The sequence below is a fragment of the Acinetobacter sp. AOR12_HL genome, from assembly GCF_027855275.1.
GTDB classification, from domain to species: domain Bacteria; phylum Pseudomonadota; class Gammaproteobacteria; order Pseudomonadales; family Moraxellaceae; genus Acinetobacter; species Acinetobacter baumannii.
In genome coordinates this window covers 145119-164220 of sequence record NZ_JAKTIJ010000039.1, presented here as the reverse complement: position 1 = coordinate 164220, position 19102 = coordinate 145119, and the positions used below count along the sequence as shown (strand labels likewise).

16 protein-coding genes are annotated in these 19102 nt (G+C 39.9%); 6 read left to right on the top strand and 10 right to left on the bottom strand.

What is annotated here, in order from left to right:
• Positions 1–29: 29 nt before the first annotated feature.
• The 6 genes from ftsA to gshB form a co-directional block, all read right to left on the bottom strand.
• Positions 30–1292: a cell division protein FtsA gene (gene ftsA, locus MKL36_RS17650; RefSeq protein ID WP_001287630.1), complete on the bottom strand. Its 1263-nt coding sequence runs from the start codon at positions 1290–1292 to the stop codon at positions 30–32.
• A 60-nt stretch (positions 1293–1352) separates the two neighbouring features.
• A complete protein-coding gene (locus MKL36_RS17645) occupies positions 1353–2207 on the bottom strand; it encodes a cell division protein FtsQ/DivIB (protein WP_000057904.1) in 855 nt (284 codons plus the stop codon).
• Positions 2208–2209: 2 nt separating this feature from the next.
• Positions 2210–3136, bottom strand: coding sequence for a D-alanine--D-alanine ligase (locus tag MKL36_RS17640; protein WP_000063661.1), 927 nt, complete (start codon positions 3134–3136; stop codon positions 2210–2212).
• A 37-nt stretch (positions 3137–3173) separates the two neighbouring features.
• Positions 3174–4622 carry a UDP-N-acetylmuramate--L-alanine ligase gene (gene murC / locus MKL36_RS17635; RefSeq protein WP_000075472.1) on the bottom strand — a complete coding sequence of 483 codons (1449 nt, stop codon included), beginning with the start codon at positions 4620–4622 and terminating at the stop codon, positions 3174–3176.
• 11 nt (positions 4623–4633) lie between these two features.
• Positions 4634–5731, bottom strand: a complete 1098-nt coding sequence (gene murG / locus MKL36_RS17630) for an undecaprenyldiphospho-muramoylpentapeptide beta-N-acetylglucosaminyltransferase (protein ID WP_000132435.1) — start codon at positions 5729–5731, stop codon at positions 4634–4636.
• Positions 5732–5968: 237 nt separating this feature from the next.
• Complete coding sequence (gshB, locus tag MKL36_RS17625) at positions 5969–6913, bottom strand: glutathione synthase (protein ID WP_001265491.1); 945 nt, start codon at positions 6911–6913, stop codon at positions 5969–5971.
• Positions 6914–7073: 160 nt separating this feature from the next.
• On the opposite strand from gshB, the gene MKL36_RS17620 reads away from it, so the two are divergent.
• On the top strand, positions 7074–7286 hold the full coding sequence (locus MKL36_RS17620) for a DUF1737 domain-containing protein (protein WP_000781166.1): 213 nt from the start codon (positions 7074–7076) through the stop codon (positions 7284–7286).
• Between the two features lie 228 nt (positions 7287–7514).
• Positions 7515–9704, top strand: a complete 2190-nt coding sequence (locus MKL36_RS17615) for a TonB-dependent receptor (RefSeq protein WP_021510207.1) — start codon at positions 7515–7517, stop codon at positions 9702–9704.
• Positions 9705–9774: 70 nt separating this feature from the next.
• Here the strand turns inward: MKL36_RS17615 and MKL36_RS17610 are convergent, their stop codons facing one another.
• Together MKL36_RS17610 and pyrE are read right to left on the bottom strand one after the other, a co-directional pair.
• Positions 9775–11619, bottom strand: coding sequence for a N,N-dimethylformamidase beta subunit family domain-containing protein (locus MKL36_RS17610; RefSeq protein ID WP_021510208.1), 1845 nt, complete (start codon positions 11617–11619; stop codon positions 9775–9777).
• A 444-nt stretch (positions 11620–12063) separates the two neighbouring features.
• Positions 12064–12714: an orotate phosphoribosyltransferase gene (gene pyrE / locus MKL36_RS17605; protein ID WP_000211302.1), complete on the bottom strand. Its 651-nt coding sequence runs from the start codon at positions 12712–12714 to the stop codon at positions 12064–12066.
• Between the two features lie 38 nt (positions 12715–12752).
• On the opposite strand from pyrE, the gene MKL36_RS17600 reads away from it, so the two are divergent.
• Complete coding sequence (locus MKL36_RS17600) at positions 12753–13577, top strand: exodeoxyribonuclease III (protein WP_021510209.1); 825 nt, start codon at positions 12753–12755, stop codon at positions 13575–13577.
• A gap of 455 nt (positions 13578–14032) precedes the next feature.
• A complete protein-coding gene (locus tag MKL36_RS17595) occupies positions 14033–14383 on the top strand; it encodes an arsenate reductase (protein WP_000913165.1) in 351 nt (116 codons plus the stop codon).
• Positions 14384–14421: 38 nt separating this feature from the next.
• On the opposite strand, the gene MKL36_RS17590 is transcribed toward MKL36_RS17595, so the two are convergent.
• A complete protein-coding gene (locus tag MKL36_RS17590; protein ID WP_000717015.1) occupies positions 14422–14859 on the bottom strand; it encodes a DUF2147 domain-containing protein in 438 nt (145 codons plus the stop codon).
• A 149-nt stretch (positions 14860–15008) separates the two neighbouring features.
• Here MKL36_RS17590 and MKL36_RS17585 point away from each other — a divergent pair, with 149 nt between their 5' ends.
• Together MKL36_RS17585 and MKL36_RS17580 are read left to right on the top strand one after the other, a co-directional pair.
• Positions 15009–15920, top strand: coding sequence for an alpha/beta hydrolase (locus MKL36_RS17585; RefSeq protein ID WP_021510210.1), 912 nt, complete (start codon positions 15009–15011; stop codon positions 15918–15920).
• A 175-nt stretch (positions 15921–16095) separates the two neighbouring features.
• Complete coding sequence (locus MKL36_RS17580) at positions 16096–17289, top strand: GGDEF domain-containing protein (RefSeq protein ID WP_021510211.1); 1194 nt, start codon at positions 16096–16098, stop codon at positions 17287–17289.
• Here the strand turns inward: MKL36_RS17580 and dsbD are convergent.
• A complete protein-coding gene (dsbD, locus tag MKL36_RS17575; protein ID WP_021510212.1) occupies positions 17281–19095 on the bottom strand; it encodes a protein-disulfide reductase DsbD in 1815 nt (604 codons plus the stop codon). The two genes, MKL36_RS17580 and dsbD, sit on opposite strands and share 9 nt — an antisense overlap.
• Between the last annotated feature and the right edge of the window lie 7 nt (positions 19096–19102).

The window sequence follows — 19102 nt, the reverse complement described above, 5'->3', positions numbered from 1 at the left end:
TAACAATTCTACCAATAAATACATACATCCTAAAAAATGGCTTTAAGTTTGCTATTAAAAGCATTCCAGCCATTCACCATTCGTTCCCATACCGAACGGTCATTTCCCTCTTCAGGCTCCTCAACAGCTTCTTGTAATTCACTTTGGCTAAACATAAGTAAACCAGCTGCTGTTGCATACATTGAGCGGCGTAATGCAGCTTGATGCTGATCATCAGCATACACCTGTAATGGCGGATTACCTAGATGGGCAGACACACCTAACATACGACGCGCCAAACTTACCATACCTTCAATCTGGCAAGCATCGCCAGTCAATACCACACCATGATATAGACCATGGATTGCACCGCTTTGTTCGAGTTCTTCGCGAATCTGGCTGAAAATCTCTTCATAACGAGCAATAATAATTTCCGCCAACTCAATTCGGCTAATCGTTTGCGGACCATCAATACCCTGTACTTGAATCATATGGTCAGGCTTAACAGCACTTAGATCAACGCAGCCATGCAGAATCTTAATACGTTCAGCTTCTTCAGTGGTTGTTTGTAACACGGCAGCAATATCACGTGTCACATGCTCACCACCACGCTGTAAGGTGCGTGCTAAAGCTAAACGGCCATCTAAATAAACTGCCAGATTGGTAATACCTGCACCAATATCGACAAGACAGACACCATATTCTTTTTCATCTTTAAGCAAACTTGCCTCAGCCGTAGCCAAGCAAGAAACCACCATTTTCTCAACTCCAATGTTCGCGCCTTTCATGGCACGATCAAGGTTTTGCATAGTGGCAATCGGCATCATCATAAGCTGATAATGACCAGTCATGCTGTGAGCGGTCATATTGATTGGGTTTTGAACCCATTCAGATGAGTCGCCTAATTCAAATCCTAATGGGACCGCACTCGCTAGATAATAGTCAGAAGTCACATGGCTTGCTTTTGCCAACTCTAATGCACGTACAACTTCATTGGTTGTAATCACATGCGCCGGGTTAGCAACAGGTGTGCGTCCAGAAGCATAGAAACTTTGTAGCTCGGTACTCGGAATAGATACCCACGCACTATGAATGCGACATTCGGCCATATTTTCCGCTTCAGCAACAGCGTTTTTAATCGCAGCAATGACTTTATCGAGACTTACAATTTTTCCTTTGTTCATGCCTCGATTGCGAGCAGTTGCCATACCGATAACCTGAATGTTATCCGGCGCATGAATTTTTCCAATCAAAACTGAAACTTTATGCGTCCCAATGTCAATCGCAACAACTGAGGGAACAGCTTCACTCATCACTCATACCATTTCTTTGTTGTCTAATACCAGGCAAATTGCCTATTTTAAAGCCACGTATTATGGCTTTGCTTTTGTACCACCTGCAATGCTTGTGTCATCACTCGTTACAACAAACTGACCATTCACGATTTTAGGTGGGGTTGCATTCTTCCATTGAATAGATAATCCATTACGATATCGCAAATCAATGGCTGAGATTTTCGTCCACACAGGTTTTAGGTCAGATTGTGCCAAATGACTTAAACGTTGCAATTTATTCATTGTTTGATCTTGGTCAACAATAATTCGTAAACCAGAGTCAAACTGCATAAACCAAGTCATTCGCTCTGTTAGATATAACTCTTTTAAACGCAAATTAACAGGATGGAATAACTGATTAATTTCATTATAGCGTCGCATCATCATTTTAGACTGACTTACCGGACCGTGTAGTAACGGAAGCTCAGGATGAAGTCTCGGCTCTGCTTCACTAAATACATCGCCACCATCGCTCAATAAGCGACCTGTTCCCCAACGGGCGATAGCATGTCGAGGCATAACACGAACGCGAATACCATTGGGCCAAGCACGAGATACGACGACTCGGTCTACCCATGAAATTTCTAATGCTTTATCACGAATCTGCTCTAAATCAGATGTAAAGTAGTTATCTTTTACAATCGGCTGCACATATCGCATCACTTGCTGAGTCTCAACTGGAGTTGTTGAACCTACAACTTCAAGTTTTGCAACAGTTGCATCAGTAATAACTTTATATAGTCCGTAAATTCCGACCGCCAAGACTAAAAAGGCAATAACCAGCAACACCCATCCGCCGGCATTGGCAAGTTTTTGCTTGCGCGTAGGCGGTTTTTCATGAATGGAGGTAATTGCCGCACGTTTACGGCGCATGGATGCCGGAAGTTGTGCCATATTTAAGCCGTACCTTCCAATGTTTGCTCAAGAATTGCAACACACAATTCATCAAAGCTATAACCTACTGCTTTAGCAGCCTTTGGTACAAGCGAATGACTGGTCATGCCTGGCACAGTATTTACTTCTAAAAGCCAGAAGTTACCTTGCTCATCCTGCATTGCATCAATACGTCCCCAGCCTTCTGCACCTACGGCTTGGAAAGCGCGTAAACATAGAGCTTGTAGTTTTTTCTCTTCAGTTTCGCTAAGACCACAAGGAATGCCATACTCAACATCATTACGTTGATATTTTGCTTCGTAGTCATAGAAAGCAACATCTGCTGGTGGCTGCAAACGAATAACAGGTAGAGGCTGACCATTTAAGAATGAAATCGTAAATTCGCGTCCTGTAATCCATTTTTCTGCCATAACTACAGCATCATGCTGAGTTGCCTTTTCAATTGCTGCCGCAAAATCTTCAGCTTTCTCAACTTTACTCATGCCTACACTTGAACCTTCATGTACAGGCTTGATAATGACAGGCAACCCCAATTCAGCAATCACTGAATCCAAGTCAGTTTCTTTAGTAATAATGCGATACGGTGCAGTTGGTAAATCACTTCCTTGCCAGATTTGCTTGGTTTTGACTTTATCCATACCAATGGCAGAACCTTGTACACCCGTTCCTGTATAAGGGATGTTCAACCACTCAAGCACACCTTGGATTTGACCGTCTTCGCCACCACGACCATGCAATACAATAAATGCACGATCATAGTTTACAAGTTCAGTTACGCTACGGTCTTGCGGATCAAATGCCTCAGCCTGAACACCTGAACGTAACAAAGCGTCCAAAACTGCCTGACCACTATCTAAAGACACAGCACGCTCAGCCGATTTCCCACCAAGTAACACGGCAACTTTGCCGAATTTTGTAGCATTTGACACGTTTAAATCCTTAACCCGATAATTCAATACTTTTTGTTTATTTCACATACAAATGGTGCTGTGCAAGTTCTACTGAAATTGCTCCCACGTTACCTGCACCTTGCGTTAATAACAAGTCATTTGGTTGTAACACATTTTGCATGATGTTTTGCAAATTACCTTCAACCGGATCAATCAAAATCGGTTCAACCTGACCACGCAAGCGAATACTACGCGCCAAAGTACGGCTATCTGCGCCAACAATTGGTTTTTCCCCAGCCGGATAAACTTCTAGTAATAATAATTGGTCGACTTGAGATAAAACCTCAATAAAGTCATCAAAACAATCACGTGTACGAGAGTAACGGTGTGGTTGGAAAAGCATAACTAAACGACGATCAGGATGGCTCTGACGAGCAGCTTTAATCGTAGCTTCCACTTCTTTAGGATGGTGTCCATAGTCATCGACTAATTTTACATTCCCTTCACCAAGTTCAAATTCACCTTGTACTTGGAAGCGACGTCCAACACCACTAAAACCTTTTAATGCACGGCTAATTGCTTCATCTGAAACGCCTTCATCAGTTGCAACACCAATTGCAGCCAAAGCATTTAAAACGTTATGTAAACCCGGTTGATTAATAGTTAGACGTAACGGCTCACGTCCTTTACGTAATACAGTAAAGTGCGAACGCATACCATCTTGCTCTACATCAATCGCACGGATGTCATTATCTTCATTAAAACCATAAGTAATAACCGGACGGCCTACACGTGGCAAAATCTCGCGGATGTTCGCATCATCGCCACAAACCACAGCCAAGCCGTAGAATGGTAAGTTATGAAGGAACTGTACGAAGGTATCTTTTAATTTATCGAAACTTCCTTCATAAGTATCCATATGGTCAGCATCGATATTGGTTACAATCGCTGCCATTGGCTGTAAATAAAGGAAAGATGCGTCCGATTCGTCAGCTTCAGCAACAATAAAGCGGCTTTCACCAAGCGCTGCATTTACACCTGTACTGTTAAGTAAACCACCGATCACATAAGTTGGGTCGAGGTTTTCTTCCGCCAACATTGTCGTCAAAAGACTTGTGGTTGTAGTTTTACCATGTGTACCTGCCACAGCAATACCATGACGGTAACGCATAAGTTCACCGAGCATTTCTGCACGACGTACAATCGGAATACGTTGTTCAATGGCAGCTTTAACTTCCGGATTTTCCGGGTCAATTGCTGTTGACACGACAAGCACATTTGCATTTTTAATATTTTCTGCTTCGTGTCCGATATAGACCTTAATGCCATTTTCTTCTAATTGTTGTGTGGTTTTTGATGCCTTAATATCTGAACCGGAAATTTTATATCCTTGGTTAGCTAACACCTCAGCAATACCACACATACCTGCACCGCCAATTCCCACAAAATGAATGTGTTTGATACGGCGCATTTCAGGCACTTTAATCAGTTTTTTTGCTTGGTTCGCAGCTGTTGTTGGAGACATAGTAAATCCGATTACATTTTTTGGATAAGATCAACCACATGCTGAGTTGCATTTGGTTGGGCATGTTGACGCGCTTTCACTGCCATTTCTGTAAGTAATTGGCGATTCATCAGCGTAGTAAACAATTGATTTAAAACTTCTGGTGTCATAGTCGATTGCTGGCAAATTTTTGCAGCACCGACATCGGCCAGAAATTTGGCATTTGCAGTTTGGTGGTCATCCACCGCAATAGGAAGCGGTACAAAAACTGCTGCAACACCAGCTGTTGCTACTTCTGTCACAGTTAAAGCACCAGCACGGCAAATAATCAGGTCTGCTTCGCTATAAGCTTTCGCCATATCTTCAATAAACGGCAAAACCTGTACGGTCAAATTTGCTGGCGCATCTGCGTACAAAGCTTGAGTTGCTTCAACCTGTTGCTGACCACATTGATGGAAAATATTCAGTGGAACTTCAAGTTGTTTTAATGCCGGAGGTAAGCGTTCATTCAGTGCTTTTGCACCTAAAGAGCCGCCCACAATTAAAATATTTAACGGCTTACCCGCTTGCTCGCGTTCATCATAGCGCCACTTTGGACTTAAGATATCAGTGATTTCACGACGTACCGGATTGCCAGTTGTCACTACTTTTTCGCTAGCAGGAAATGTATTTGGAAACGCTTCACATACCACTTTAGCAACACGGGATAACTGTGCATTGGTAAATCCTGCAACCGCATTTTGCTCATGGATGAGAACAGGAATACCTAATAAACGCGCTGCTAGCCCACCCGGGCCTGCCACATATCCCCCAAAGCCTGCAACAGCATCCACTTTAAGCTGTTTCATATAGCGCATTGCACTAAAAGTTGCTTTTAAAATTTTAAAAGGTGCAGCAAGTTTACGGATCACTCCGTTTCCACGCACACCTTGAATATCAATTTGATAAATTGGAATATTTTGATCTTTTAATAAACGATTTTCCATACCTGTTGGCGTGGCTAACCATGAAACTTGACAACCTTGTTGTTGAAGTTGTTTGGCTACGGCGAGGGCTGGAAAAACATGTCCACCAGTACCGGCAGCCATCATCATGACATGTTTAGGTTTGCTTTGCTGTGAATCGGTCACGGTCTAATTCTTCAACTCAAAAAACAATGGAAATTGTCATCTATTTTTGTAGCCGTTTATTTTAATCCTAAAGCTTCATTAACGAAAAGCGAATTTCACTCGTTTATAACAGAAAGATGTGCTTTTTTGAAAATATGCCTACAAAGCGCTAGCGTATTTCATATTGTGATTTTATTAATTCATATATTTTCGGGTGATTTCCAATAATAAGCTTAGGAAACCACCCGAAATAGACCCTTATGCTGGACGACCAGCTTCTAATACATCAAATAGGTCATCGGCAATTGATGTACCAAATTGCGCATCAATTTCACGAATACAGGTTGGACTTGTCACATTAATTTCAGTGACATAATTACCAATTACATCAAGACCTACAAATACCAAACCTTTTTCACGTAAGAAAGGACCAACTTTAGCAGCAATGAGTTTGTCATTTTCTGTGAGTGGACGCGCTTGACCTAAGCCCCCAGCTGCCAAATTCCCGCGCACTTCACCATTTTGCGGAATACGTGCCAGACAGTAAGGAATAGGCTCGCCATTTACCATTAAAATTCGTTTATCCCCTTCTACAATTTCAGGAATATAACGCTGAGCCATAATTGGGCGGGTGCCTAATTCTGTAAGCATTTCTAAGGTAGAACCAATATTTACACCGTCTTGGTATAAACGGAAAATACCCATACCACCCATACCATCAAGTGGCTTAACGATCACATCACCGTGCTCGGTAATAAATTCGCGAATCAAGCTCTGCTGCGATGTTACAAGTGTTGGCACCTGTAATTCAGGAAATTGCGTAGCAAACAATTTTTCATTGCAGTCACGCAGTGATTGGGGCTTATTAATAATCCATGAACCTTCACGTTCAGCTTGTTCAAGCACGTAAGTTGTGTAGACAAAGTTCATGTCAAAAGGCGGATCTTTACGCATGAGGACAACATCATAAGCCGCGATTGATTCTTTTTTCTTTTCGCCTAACTCATAATAATGGTTGTAATCTTCGAAAACTTTTAACGGAGAGATGAGACCGTAAGCCTTACCTTGATCGATATACAAATCTTGTTGTAATGCATAACCTAACTCATGTCCACGACGGCTCGCCGCCCACAACATTGCCATGGTTGAATCCTTTTTCAGATTTACGGTTTCAATCGGATCCATGACGACAAGTACACGCATGCTCAAGCTCTTCTTAAAATTTAAATTAGCATGAGTATAGCTGAGATTTTTCACTCGTTTTTCTTAATTTTAGTAAAACCTTATCGGTTATTTCTTTATCTTGAATTAAGGTAAATTCAGTTAAACTATGATCATAAAATATTATTTTTAAAGGCTAAAGATGAAACTTTATCGCTATTTAACTGGACCTGATGACTCTGCTTTTTGTGCACGAGTGACTAAAGCACTTAATCATGGTTGGGAGCTCTATGAAGCACCTACTATGACTTTTAATGGCTCTCAAGTTATTGTAGGCCAAGCGATTTGCAAAACAATTGATGAAAATTATGATCCAGAAATGGATATTTTAGATGTTCTCAAAAATAATGCGTGATTTTAGAGGGGGCATTTTTATCAATAAAAAGCCCCTCTAAAACCTAATTAACAAGAAAAACTAATGAGTCAACCCAACAAGTCCTTTAATTTTCTAATTAACTTCTTAAAAATCAGTTAATAAAAAATAAATATGCCATTTTTTAAGTTAATAGTTCTTTTATTCTAAACAATTAAATGATTATAATTATCATTTATACTTTTATTTTTGTTAATTGATTTTATTTTTATGTTAAGAATTTCTATATCATCTCCCCAAATTAAGGGTTCATTCCCGCTCAGCTTACTCAGTTTAATGATTTTAAATATTCAAGGTGCTAACGCCGAGGAATTGATTGACTCCTCATCAAAAGCTGCAGCCACCATGCCAACCATAAAAATCGAGGCCATGAGTGAGCTCGACCCGATTAAAAGCTATATCGATTATGACAAAGCCAATGTCACTCGTAATGGTTTAGATAAAAAAGATATCCCTCAAACCGTTGATACCATTGATGTTCAGAAATATAAAATTTATGGATCGAATGATTTAAGCGTCATGCTGCAAGGTACACCAGGTGTATCAACCAGTTACGATATGCGTGGTGATGGGATCACGATTCGTGGTTTTGGTGCCGACACAGGCGATATTTACCGTGATGGCATACGTGAAAGCGGGCAAGTACGCCGCAGTACAGCCAATATTGAACGTATAGAAATTTTAAAAGGCCCCGCTTCGGTTTTATATGGCCGTAGTGCTGGCGGCGGGGTTGTGAATATGGTGAGTAAATTCGCCAATTTTGACTCTAAAAGTTCAGTTGGCGCATATGCAGGTTCATACGATAACTACGGAACAACCGCTGACATCAACCAAGTACTTAATGACAATTTAGCAGTGCGTTTGACTGGAGAATATGGTGAGGCAGGCAGCTTCCGCTCTGGTATTGAAAATAAGATTGAGATGTTTTCCCCAAGCTTTACCTATAAGAATGACGATGGAAAGCTGACTTGGACCACACAATATACCTATGACAAATTAGGTCGAGTTCCTGACCGTGGACCAACACGTGACAACTTGCCTGCGGGAACTTCTATTAAAATGGGATTTGCCCAAGACGGTGATTATGTTGATGATATTTTGCAAGTCGTTCGTACCGATGTGAATTATGAATATGCGCCTGATTGGAACTTCCACTGGGCGGCAAGTTACCGACAAGCAGAACAGAACTTTGACCACTTTTATTTTGGAAATTATTGTGGTTTAGATGGAAAAAACTCAAAGAATGAGGCTTGTACAAAAAAAGGTTACATCGACCAAATTTACTACTGGCAACAAACCAGCAATAAGACCACAACCAATACATTTGATATTAAAGGAAAGTTCAAGACAGGCCAGCTTGAACACCAAATTATGGTTGGTACAGACTGGACTTATGAACAACGAGAGCCACGTCTAGCCAATAAAACTCAAAATGGGTCGGCCATTTATGGTTACGTTAATCCAATCACTGGTGAACGAGAGTACAGTCGTGGCAATGGCCCATTAAAGATTAGTCAGCATAACTATAATGAAGGCACAACTTACGGCGTATTTATTCAAGATTTAATTGGTCTAAATGACCAACTTAAACTTATGATGGGACTCCGCTACGATTACTTCGACTTTTCAACTACTAACAAAATTAACAATGAACATCGTAATGTAAAAGACAGTACTTTTAGCCCAAATGTTGGCTTGGTATGGCAACCAGTTCCTGAACATAGCTTTTATACGTCTTACTCTAAGAGTTTTGCACCATTTGGCGGGCAAATGGGTGTTAACCAAGTTACTGGCAGCACCGATGTCACAAAAATGGATAAAGAGCCTCAATATAACGAGCAATATGAAGTTGGAGTAAAAAGTGAATGGTTCGATAATCGTTTAAATACTCAATTTTCTGTCTTTGATATTCGTAAAAATAATATTCGTTATAAACCGAATCCTGACAGTGAACCAGAGGTATGGGCAACTGCTGGTCAACATCAATCTCGTGGTCTCGAATTTAGTTTTATTGGCCGTGTACTTGATAATGTCTTTATTCGCGGTGGGTATGGCTATACCGATGCCAAAGTTAAAGAAGACAATCAAAACCCTGAGCGAGAAGGCAATTATTTAGCCAACACTTCTAAAAATACGGGTAATTTATTTGTTCGCTATTTACCAACTGAACAGTGGTATACCGAAGTGGGCGTGACCTATGTCGGTTCTTATTATCCAAATATTAATAATCAAGTAAAAATGGAAGGCTTCAATCGTGTCGATGCGGCGATTGGCTATAGTGCAGATCCATGGAATGTCACACTTGCGGTGAATAACCTAACCAATAAAGAGTACTGGCGCTCAGACAGCATGCCAGGCACACCACGTAATGTGTTATTGCGTTTGAATTATCAGTTCTAAAAAAATATTAAAAAGGCATACCCCTATTTAGAGGTATGCCTTTTTATTAGATAGTATACATTTTAGAATCTTAAGGCTGACGGAGTCCATAAAGGTCAATTTTCCAAAGAAGATTTTGGGTTGTAGCAACAAAGAGGATTGATTCAACTACTGCCAGACCAGCAGAATAGTTACAGTGATGGATATAGGCCCATGCACTACTTTCACAAATAAAGTCATTGTTTGAACGTAACAAGCGATTATCTGTAGTTGAAGCGAAGAGAATATCTCCATAAGCAGCCATTGCATTAACAGTAGCATCCTGCGTGAATGTCGTCATTGCTACCCATGACGGAGTTGTTCTCGTTGCTGGCGCCCTCCATAATGCTCCCAGACTATCAACTGCATAAAGCATTCCGCCCGTAGCAGCTAACGCCTTGGTTCCACCAGTCGGGCCAGTCCCCATTGAAGCCCAAGGCTGCCCCCCCTCTGAAGCAGGCTTCCACCAAAGTTGATTATCGGATGTAACACAATAAAGTGTATCTCCAAGAGCTGTCATTGCAACGACATTATACGCATGACTAACATCACGCCAAGCTACATCTGCACCAATAGGGTACCGCTGTAAAAGTCTATTTTGTGTTGTTGCCATGAAAATTTTGCCTTGCAATGCGGTGAGCGCACAGCAATCATTTGCATATCCAATATTCTCCCAATCCCATGTTATACGCTGTTTAAGACGGGAAAATACATTACGTGTGATAGTAGTCACAACAGCATCACTACCCAAAACATATATCCAGTCCGTTGTTGCAGCATTAAAAACTGTACCGTTATGAGAAAATATACCCATTGTCGCGCGCCCTGGTTTACCAGTCCATGAACCAAGCTCTGCTGAGGCAAGCACAGTCATAGTCAGTGGTGTATTTTCATCTCCAGTAACACGTGGGTAACCCTCCTCCTCATCTACATAAGCTGCAGCATCAGTCTCATAGGTCATAAAAGCTGATGTTGTAGTTGTGGATAAAACTCCGTTGAACACCCAATGTTCTGGAAACCGGATTGTATATGCTGTCGCTGTTCCACCATAAGCACCTTCAGTGAAACCAGTCCCAAGAAATGAATTCTGGGGTCGGTTCAATGGTGGCTCTGCCCATGCTACAGTCGTATCATAAGCATTTTGATTCGGGTCACTACCAGCAAATTTATAAAAAACAACCATGCGGTTCCCTTGTTCTAACCTTACAGCTCGGTAGCATGTGTTACCAGAAAGTATGATCAGGTTACCACCGTTAGCAATAAACTGCTCCGTTTGGTCTCGCATTGCTCTTGTCCAGTACTCATCATGTCCTGCAATGATCAAACACTCATAGTTCGTGAGTAGATTTGAAATACTATGCAGGTCCACACTCGAGCAATATTCAATCGCTATTCCTTCGGTTTCAAGCCAGTGAATGAGAATAGACTCAGGTCCATTACTTGTTGGTGTACCACCAGATCGATTAAATGAAACTTTATTCGCACGAGCTCCTCCCACACTATTAAAATCATATAAACTTTTGCCACCTGCCGCATTATAGGCGGTCGGTGTCAGAAAAGAGACTTGTAAAAGCACCTTAGAAACGGCCGCCGGAATGACTGGCCGAATCACAAAAGTAAGCACATCTTGAGACATATAGGCAAGTCTGTATAACCCAGAAGGCCAATTTGAAGGGATATTAAATGTTGTTGAAACTGGCCAACCAAATCCTTCCCATGGGTTGGTAGTCGGAAGTGATCGGGTAAAAAGAGTTGTAGTAATTGTTGATGATACTGAGGTTGTTCCTATACGCTCTATGGTTAAATTCATTACCCCAGGTACATCAGTACTGAGATAAAAACTGATTGAACTTCCAGGTAAGACGGAAGTTGCTGATGAATATCCAAAAACTGCCATGTTTCCACCTCTTATCCTTATGAAATGAAAAACTGGAAAATTTCTTACATCTTTTAACGCTTTTATCTATAAATGAGCTCATTTCTAGCATTCGTCAAGATCAATAACTTAGGTAAAATTTTTAAAAATAAAAATTATTAAATTTATTATTCATCAGCAATTTAATATATTTTACCAAAAAGAAAAAAATATAGTTTCTAAAGAGTATTTTAAGTTTTAAATATAATTATTGATTTCACATGAATTTTAAAATAAAAACAAAACCAACAATAAAAATAAAAAATATTATTTAGTAAAAAAAATCAAAGTATTATTTAGTAATTTATAATATTTACAATAAGAAAGAATATTTTATATAATTTTTAACTCTATTTTTTATATATCCTTTAAGAAAAATTAATAATGAAAAAGGAAGCTTTGTGCTTCCTTTTAAATTGTTAAAAATTAAATTCCGTACTTTTCACGATACGCTCGCATATCGGCTAAAGCTTCTTTTTCGTCTTTTCCATCTAAATAATCCATTAAATCTTTCATGGTAATCAGTGCGTGCACAGGGATTTCTAATTCTTTTTGAACTTCTTGAATTGCAGAAAGTTCACCTTGCCCACGTTCTTGACGATCTAGCGCAACCAAAACACCCGCAATAGTTGCACCAGCATTTTTCAAAATCGTTACCACTTCGCGAATCGCTGTGCCTGCGGTAATCACGTCATCAATAATCCAGACTTTTTTACCTTCAACCGCAGCACCGACTAAAACACCGCCTTCACCATGATCTTTTGCTTCTTTACGGTTAAAGCCCCACGGCACGCTCTTGTTATGTGTTTGCGATAAAGCAACAGCAGTCGCAGCTACAAATGGAATACCTTTGTAAGCTGGTCCAAAAATCACATCAACATTTTCACATTGTGTTAATTTATCGGCATAGCCTTGTGCTAAAAGAGATAAAGCTTCACCATCGTTGAGTAGGCCTGCATTAAAAAAATAAGGACTCACGCGTCCAGATTTTAAAGTAAACTCACCAAATTTAAGCACACCGCGTGATAATGCGAGTTCGATAAATGCTTGCGGGTGAAATGACACAGGCGTTGTCATGAGGTGCTCCAAATTCACAATTGAGGTTAAATTTTCGCATGATACCAAAGGATCAGTATCCAAGTGATGTAAAAATTCTTCGAGTCGTTTCCATTAACGTAAATGGCTTACGTTCTTCAGTGACGAAAGGCTTACTTGAATGGTTAGAACAATCAGATGCCGATGTCGTATGCATGCAGGAAAGCCGCATTACCCATGAACAATGGACTGAGAAATTTAGACCCGAAGGATGGCATACCCATCTCTTTCCAGCAGAGCGTGCAGGCTACGCAGGTACTGCAATTTATAGCCGCTTACCCTTTGTCTCTATTAAAGATGGTTTAGGGTTTGAATTGGCCGATAGTCAAGGCCGCTTCATTTCTGCCGAATTCGATTTAGGTTTGTCACATCCCGTACATATTGCATCATTATACTTACCTTCAGGCTCAAGTGGTGAAGAAGCGCAAGCACGTAAAGATTTATTTTTAGGTGAATACGCCAAAATCTTGAAACAATGGCGTGATGAGAATAAGTCCATCATTATTTGTGGCGATTACAACATTGTTCATAAACGGATTGATATTAAAAACTGGTCTGGCAACCAAAAGTCGTCTGGCTGTTTACCACATGAGCGTGCTTGGCTTGATCATATTTATGATGAACTTGGCTATGTAGACACCTTCCGTGTTGTAAGAACAGAAGCGGAATTGTATTCATGGTGGTCAAATCGCGGTCAAGCTCGTGCAAAAAATGTAGGGTGGCGTATTGACTATCATGCATGCTCGCCAGACTGGAAAGCACGTACAATTAATGCTTGGGTTTATAAAGATCAATGGTTTAGTGACCATGCACCCGTTATTATCGACTATAAAATTCAAGAATAAGTGAACACATGTTCACTTACATTGTCGTTTTTGCTTACAACACATGTCGCTTTTGAGTATTTTTCTTACACATGTTTAACGGCATTATAGCCCCACGGCACAGGGAAGCAGTCAGGATGACGCAAAAGGATAGGACGCCGTAGGAAGATAAAATAAACTTAAGATAAGTTTATTTGCAAGGATGTGACAATGGACGTTGAAATGAGACCCGCATGATCAGGATGATTAAATGCGGGTTTTCTCTTTTCTATCTCTTATTTTTTGCGCTACGTTCTTTTAGTTTTTAATTTATTCTTATTAAGCCCATTATTACCTTGTCTTATGACAATAACATGACATTCTTTATTGTTTTAATCATTATTTTTCATTTGTTTTAAAAGTATCTGTATAAAGTAGTGCTCAAATGCATTTTGGGTTAGGCTGTGTGTTCTTTCTTTTTGACATGGTCCGATAAAATGTTAAAAATTTATGGTATTAAAAACTGTAACTCGATGAAAAAAGCATTTGATGCTTTACAAGCAAAAGGTTTGAGCTACGAATTTCACGATTATAAAAAACAAGGGATCGATGCCGATACTCTAAAAATCTGGCTAAAAGAAATTGGACAAGATACGGTGCTCAACAAGAAAGGTACTACGTGGAAAAAACTATCTGAAGAAGAACAAACGCGTGCTTTAAGCAGTGAAGATCATCTTATTGAAGCGCTAATTGCTCAGCCAAGCTTAATCAAGCGACCAGTTCTACAGACCTCTAAAGGGTTTCTTGTGGGCTTTGATGAAACGGCCTATCAAAACTTAAGTGCATAAAAAAACGAGCCCAATGGCTCGTTTTTTTATTTAGGCTTTTAGTTCGCACGAATCCAAGTTTGGTTACGGCCCAATGCTGAAACGCCAATATAACCACGTAATTTAAGCTTCTTACCGCCCTCAGCCAACTCACCTTTTAATTTGTAAGTTTTGCCAGATTTCGGGTCTAAAATTGTACCGTTTTCATAACTGTTGCCACCTACATTTTTTAGATTATGTACAATGGTCACACCTTTAAGCGGTTTGTTTTTATACGGACCTTCACATTTTGTACAAGCGTTTTCTTCACCTGGTGTCAAAATGTTTTGAATGGTTGCAGTTAAGGTTCCATCCTTCTGTTCCGTAAATTTTACTACGGCTTTGGGCTTATTGGTTTGGTCATCAATCGTTTTCCATACCGTTCCGTTTAGTGGGTCAGCCGCATTGGCAAATGCAGCCATACCAACAAGTCCTAAAGCTAAAGCAATCTTTTTCATTTTTGTAATATCCTTGGGTCTTCCAAGACTTCAGTATTCAAAACTCGCAACGATATTGCAATTTTTGAATGTGACTGTTTCGTGTAACCTTGTAACCTTGAAAAATAAAATTTATAGGGAAACAAGTAATTAACATAAGCGGATACTATATGAATATACCTAATGTTTTAAAATATTATTTCACAGAAACATTTCTTAAAACAGCAATTCGCAAACCAAGTCAGTTGAATTTACCTCCAACTGCTCTGCGCCCTATGCTTGAACAACTTTGCCGAGCATTTCCAAAACAGAAAAATGTAACCGTTCGACCAATCCGACTTGCTGGCATTAAGGGTGAAGAAATTAAAGCCCAAGATTCAGCGACCCAGCTTATTTTTCATATTCACGGCGGCGCCTTTTTTTTAGGAAGTTTAAAAACACATCATGCGTTCATGACAGATTTGGCTGCTCGTACCCAAATGCAAATTATTCATGTGGACTATCCACTTGCACCCGAGCATCCATATCCTGAGGCAACTGAGGCCTTATATGACGTCTATCAATCGTTATTAGTTCAAGGTATCCAGCCTAAAGATATTATTTTATCTGGTGACTCTTGTGGAGCTAATTTAGCTTTGGCACTTTGCTTACGTTTAAAAGAACAACCCGAACTTATGCCAAGTGGCCTGATTTTATTGTCACCTTTTCTAGATTTAACCCTAACCAGTGAGTCTTTAAGATTTAACCAAAAACATGATGCCTTGCTTTCTTTTGAAGCTCTGCAAATAGGTATTCAGCATTATATTGGCAATCATATTGCGGCAGATGACCCGCGTGTTTCACCTATTTTCGACAACTTAGAAGGTTTACCGCCAACATTAGTTCAGGTCGGTTCAAAAGAAATTTTATTAGACGATGCCAAACGTTTTAGAGAAAAAGCTGAAGAAGCAGGTGTAAAAGTACATTTTAAACTTTACACAGGCATGTGGCATAACTTCCAAATGTTTAATGCTTGGTTCGAAGAAGCAAAACAGGCGATGGCGGATATTGCTGAGTTTGCTCATGAACTTGATAAGACTTAATCAAAATGAAGAAGTGACAAATTTAAAATTTGTCACTTCTTCTTATTTTTCACAATCCAAATCATGAGGTTTAATTTATGAATCATGGTATGTTTAGATTATGAATCCTTCAAACTCTCCCTCTTTAGGATGATCTGACGAAGAGACATCTCTATTTAGGAGTTCCTTTATTATTATGAAAATTCGTTTAATCACTCGTCCTATAAATAAAATAAAACAGGTGATTCTCGATTTCATCCATCACAATCACATTATTAACTGGACCCCATTACAAAAAAGCGCACTAATGCTTACCCTCGCCTGCGCAATGAATTTCAGTTGGATTTTATGGAAAGGCTATATTTTAATTACTCCTAGTATTTGGCAATGGGCAAACCTATCTTTAGTTGAATCACAAATCTGGCTGAATTTACTGACCTTATTTTTATTAGCTGTACTCATTATTCCTTGTTATCGCTACAAAGACCAAGCTTGGGCGCAAAAAATTGTGCCTTTAATTAGTGTACAAGCTTTTATGCTGATGTTGTGCCACGATGGATATTTAATTGGTAGTATCAGCCCTGCCACAATGGTGGGTTACGTAGGCACTATTGGCGTAGGTTTGGTTTTATTTGAAAGAAAAATTGTTTATAGCGCTTTTATACCTGCAACTATTATTCTAGCGGTATGTACATATTTAAGTATGACGGGGGTTATTTCATATGCGCCCCTATTTAATTTTACAGCGATGCGTCATGCCCAAACCAATCCATTTTGGCTAGGAAGTATGCTGTTTTTTATTACGCCTATTTTAGTGGCGTGTTTTATTTTATTTGAAATATTGCTGACCCAATGGCGTCAACGAGAAACCTATATTCAACGTTTAAGCCAAATCGACCCATTAACTAATGTCTTAAATAGACGAAGCTTAAACACCCATCTTGAAGCACTTCATGAACAGCAATTTGATTATGCCGTGATACTTCTTGATATCGATCATTTTAAAAAAATTAATGATATATACGGACATCACCAAGGTGATCAGGTTTTGATTGAAATTGCTCAATGTCTTTCTGAAAATTTACGTAATGAAGACATCATTGGTCGATTTGGTGGAGAAGAATTTATTTTATTACTTCCTCATACCGATATTATTCAAGCAGAAAAAATTGCCGAACGTTGCCGGCAAGCTTTACAAGAATTGACTATCTTCAATAATCAAAATATCCAAATTCATGTAAGTGCCAGCTTTGGCATCAGCAGTTCCGCATTTGCAAATGACCCCTATCTTGTGATTAGACAAGCCGATCAAGCGCTCTATGCGGTAAAGGCCTCTGGGCGTAATCAAGTACGCACTTTTCACCAACTACCTCAGATCAAATCAATTTGAATCTTTAGCTTTTGATAAGCTTCCCAGCTGTTGTAAAAGCTCTTGCTGACTAAATGCGCCTGTTAAACGTAAAGAACGAATTTCTTGCTGTTGCTTGTTTAAAAAGAGATATGTAGGAGGCCCAAGAATATTCCATTGTTTGAGTAGAGCTTCATGTGATTGGTCATAATGACTCAAATCAAGCTTAATGAGATAGTAAGGCGCAAGAGCCGCCTGAACCTCAGGTGCTTTTAAAATACGATGTTCAATAGGCTGACAAGCCACACACCAATCGGCATAGACATCAACAACAATAGCCCGATCAGCAGGAGCTGCTGCTAAAATCTTTTGAAAGTCTGCTGCCGTGGTCGCCACATGCCACTCAGCCATATGCTCAGAATTTTGTAAGCTACGATTTTGAATATGTTGATACTGGTTATAAACCACAAATGGCGTTACCAATAAAAGTAGGAGCGCATAAAGCCACTGTAACTGCCCTTTTTTCCAAAAGAACTGATACAGCGCATAGATAATAAAAGCCAGCCCAAGTACACAACTAAGTGCTTGCATCCCCCAATCTGGTAATAAAGGACGGATGAAATAAAGGCTTAACCCCAACATCAGAAAAGCAAAAATCACTTTAATCTGATGCATCCAGTCGCCCGCTTTAGGTAAAAACTTTGCACCTAAAACACTCGCGATGAGTAAAGGTATTCCCATGCCAAAACCGAGACAGAATAAAAGCAAAGCACCTTGCCATTGGCTCTGGGTTTGAGAAATAAATAATAAAGTTCCAGCCAAAGGCGCAGTCATGCATGGGCCAACCAAGAGCGCAGAAACCACGCCCATAACGCCTGCACCAACTAAAGTGCCGCCTTGTTGCATAGACTGAATACGATCAAGGCGATTTAACCAAGTTTGCGGTAACCGAAGCTCAAAAAGCCCAAACAGATTTAGCGCAAAAACCACAAACAACAAACTAAACGCAATAAGAGTAGCAGGCTGTTGTAGCCAGCGTTGGAAATTTAAACCCGCTGAAGAAGCAATCAAGCCTAGACCTGCATAGACCAATGCCATACTACACACAAAAGTAAGTGCAATCGTCCAAGCTTTTAAACCTTTGTGATCTCGGATAATTAATGAAGTTAAAATCGGCAGCATTGGTAAAGAGCATGGCGTAAATGCAAGCAGCATGCCTAAACCTAAAAATAATAAAACACCATACCAAAGCGAGTGTTCAATTAACTTTGCTGACCAAACCTGATCTTGGGCAATCTCTGGAGCAGCTCCTTCAGCTTGAGTAGCTGAACTCTGATTCTCTAAAGACTCCGTAGAGCTTGATGCTTGTGTATTTGCCAAATCTAATAAGCGTTTTGGTGCTGCACTAGCCTGATTTTGCAAACCGACCAGACCATCTGCGTCAGTTTGAAACTCAATAGTTTGTGGAGGATAACAAATACGGTCTTTGGCACAGCCTTGCCAAGTTACTGTGTAGTGCTCTGAAGGCTTGGTTTTAATCTGGAAGTTGACTTGATGGTAATAAACTTGGCTTTGGCCATAGTTCTCATCATATTGAGAAACCGCTTTAGGCAATTTTAAAGTTAAAGGCTGATTGCCCTGTTGTACGGTAAATTTATGTTGATATAAATAATAATTCGGCTGAATCTGCCACGATAACTTTGCGGTATGCGATTGTGGCGATTCAACCGAAAATGAAAAAGCCTGTTCGGGTGACAATAACTTATCTTCTGCAAAGACAAACTGACTCAATACAAAAGTAGCGGCTACTAGAAAATAAATAATTCCCTGAGAAATAAGCTTTTTCATCAATAAT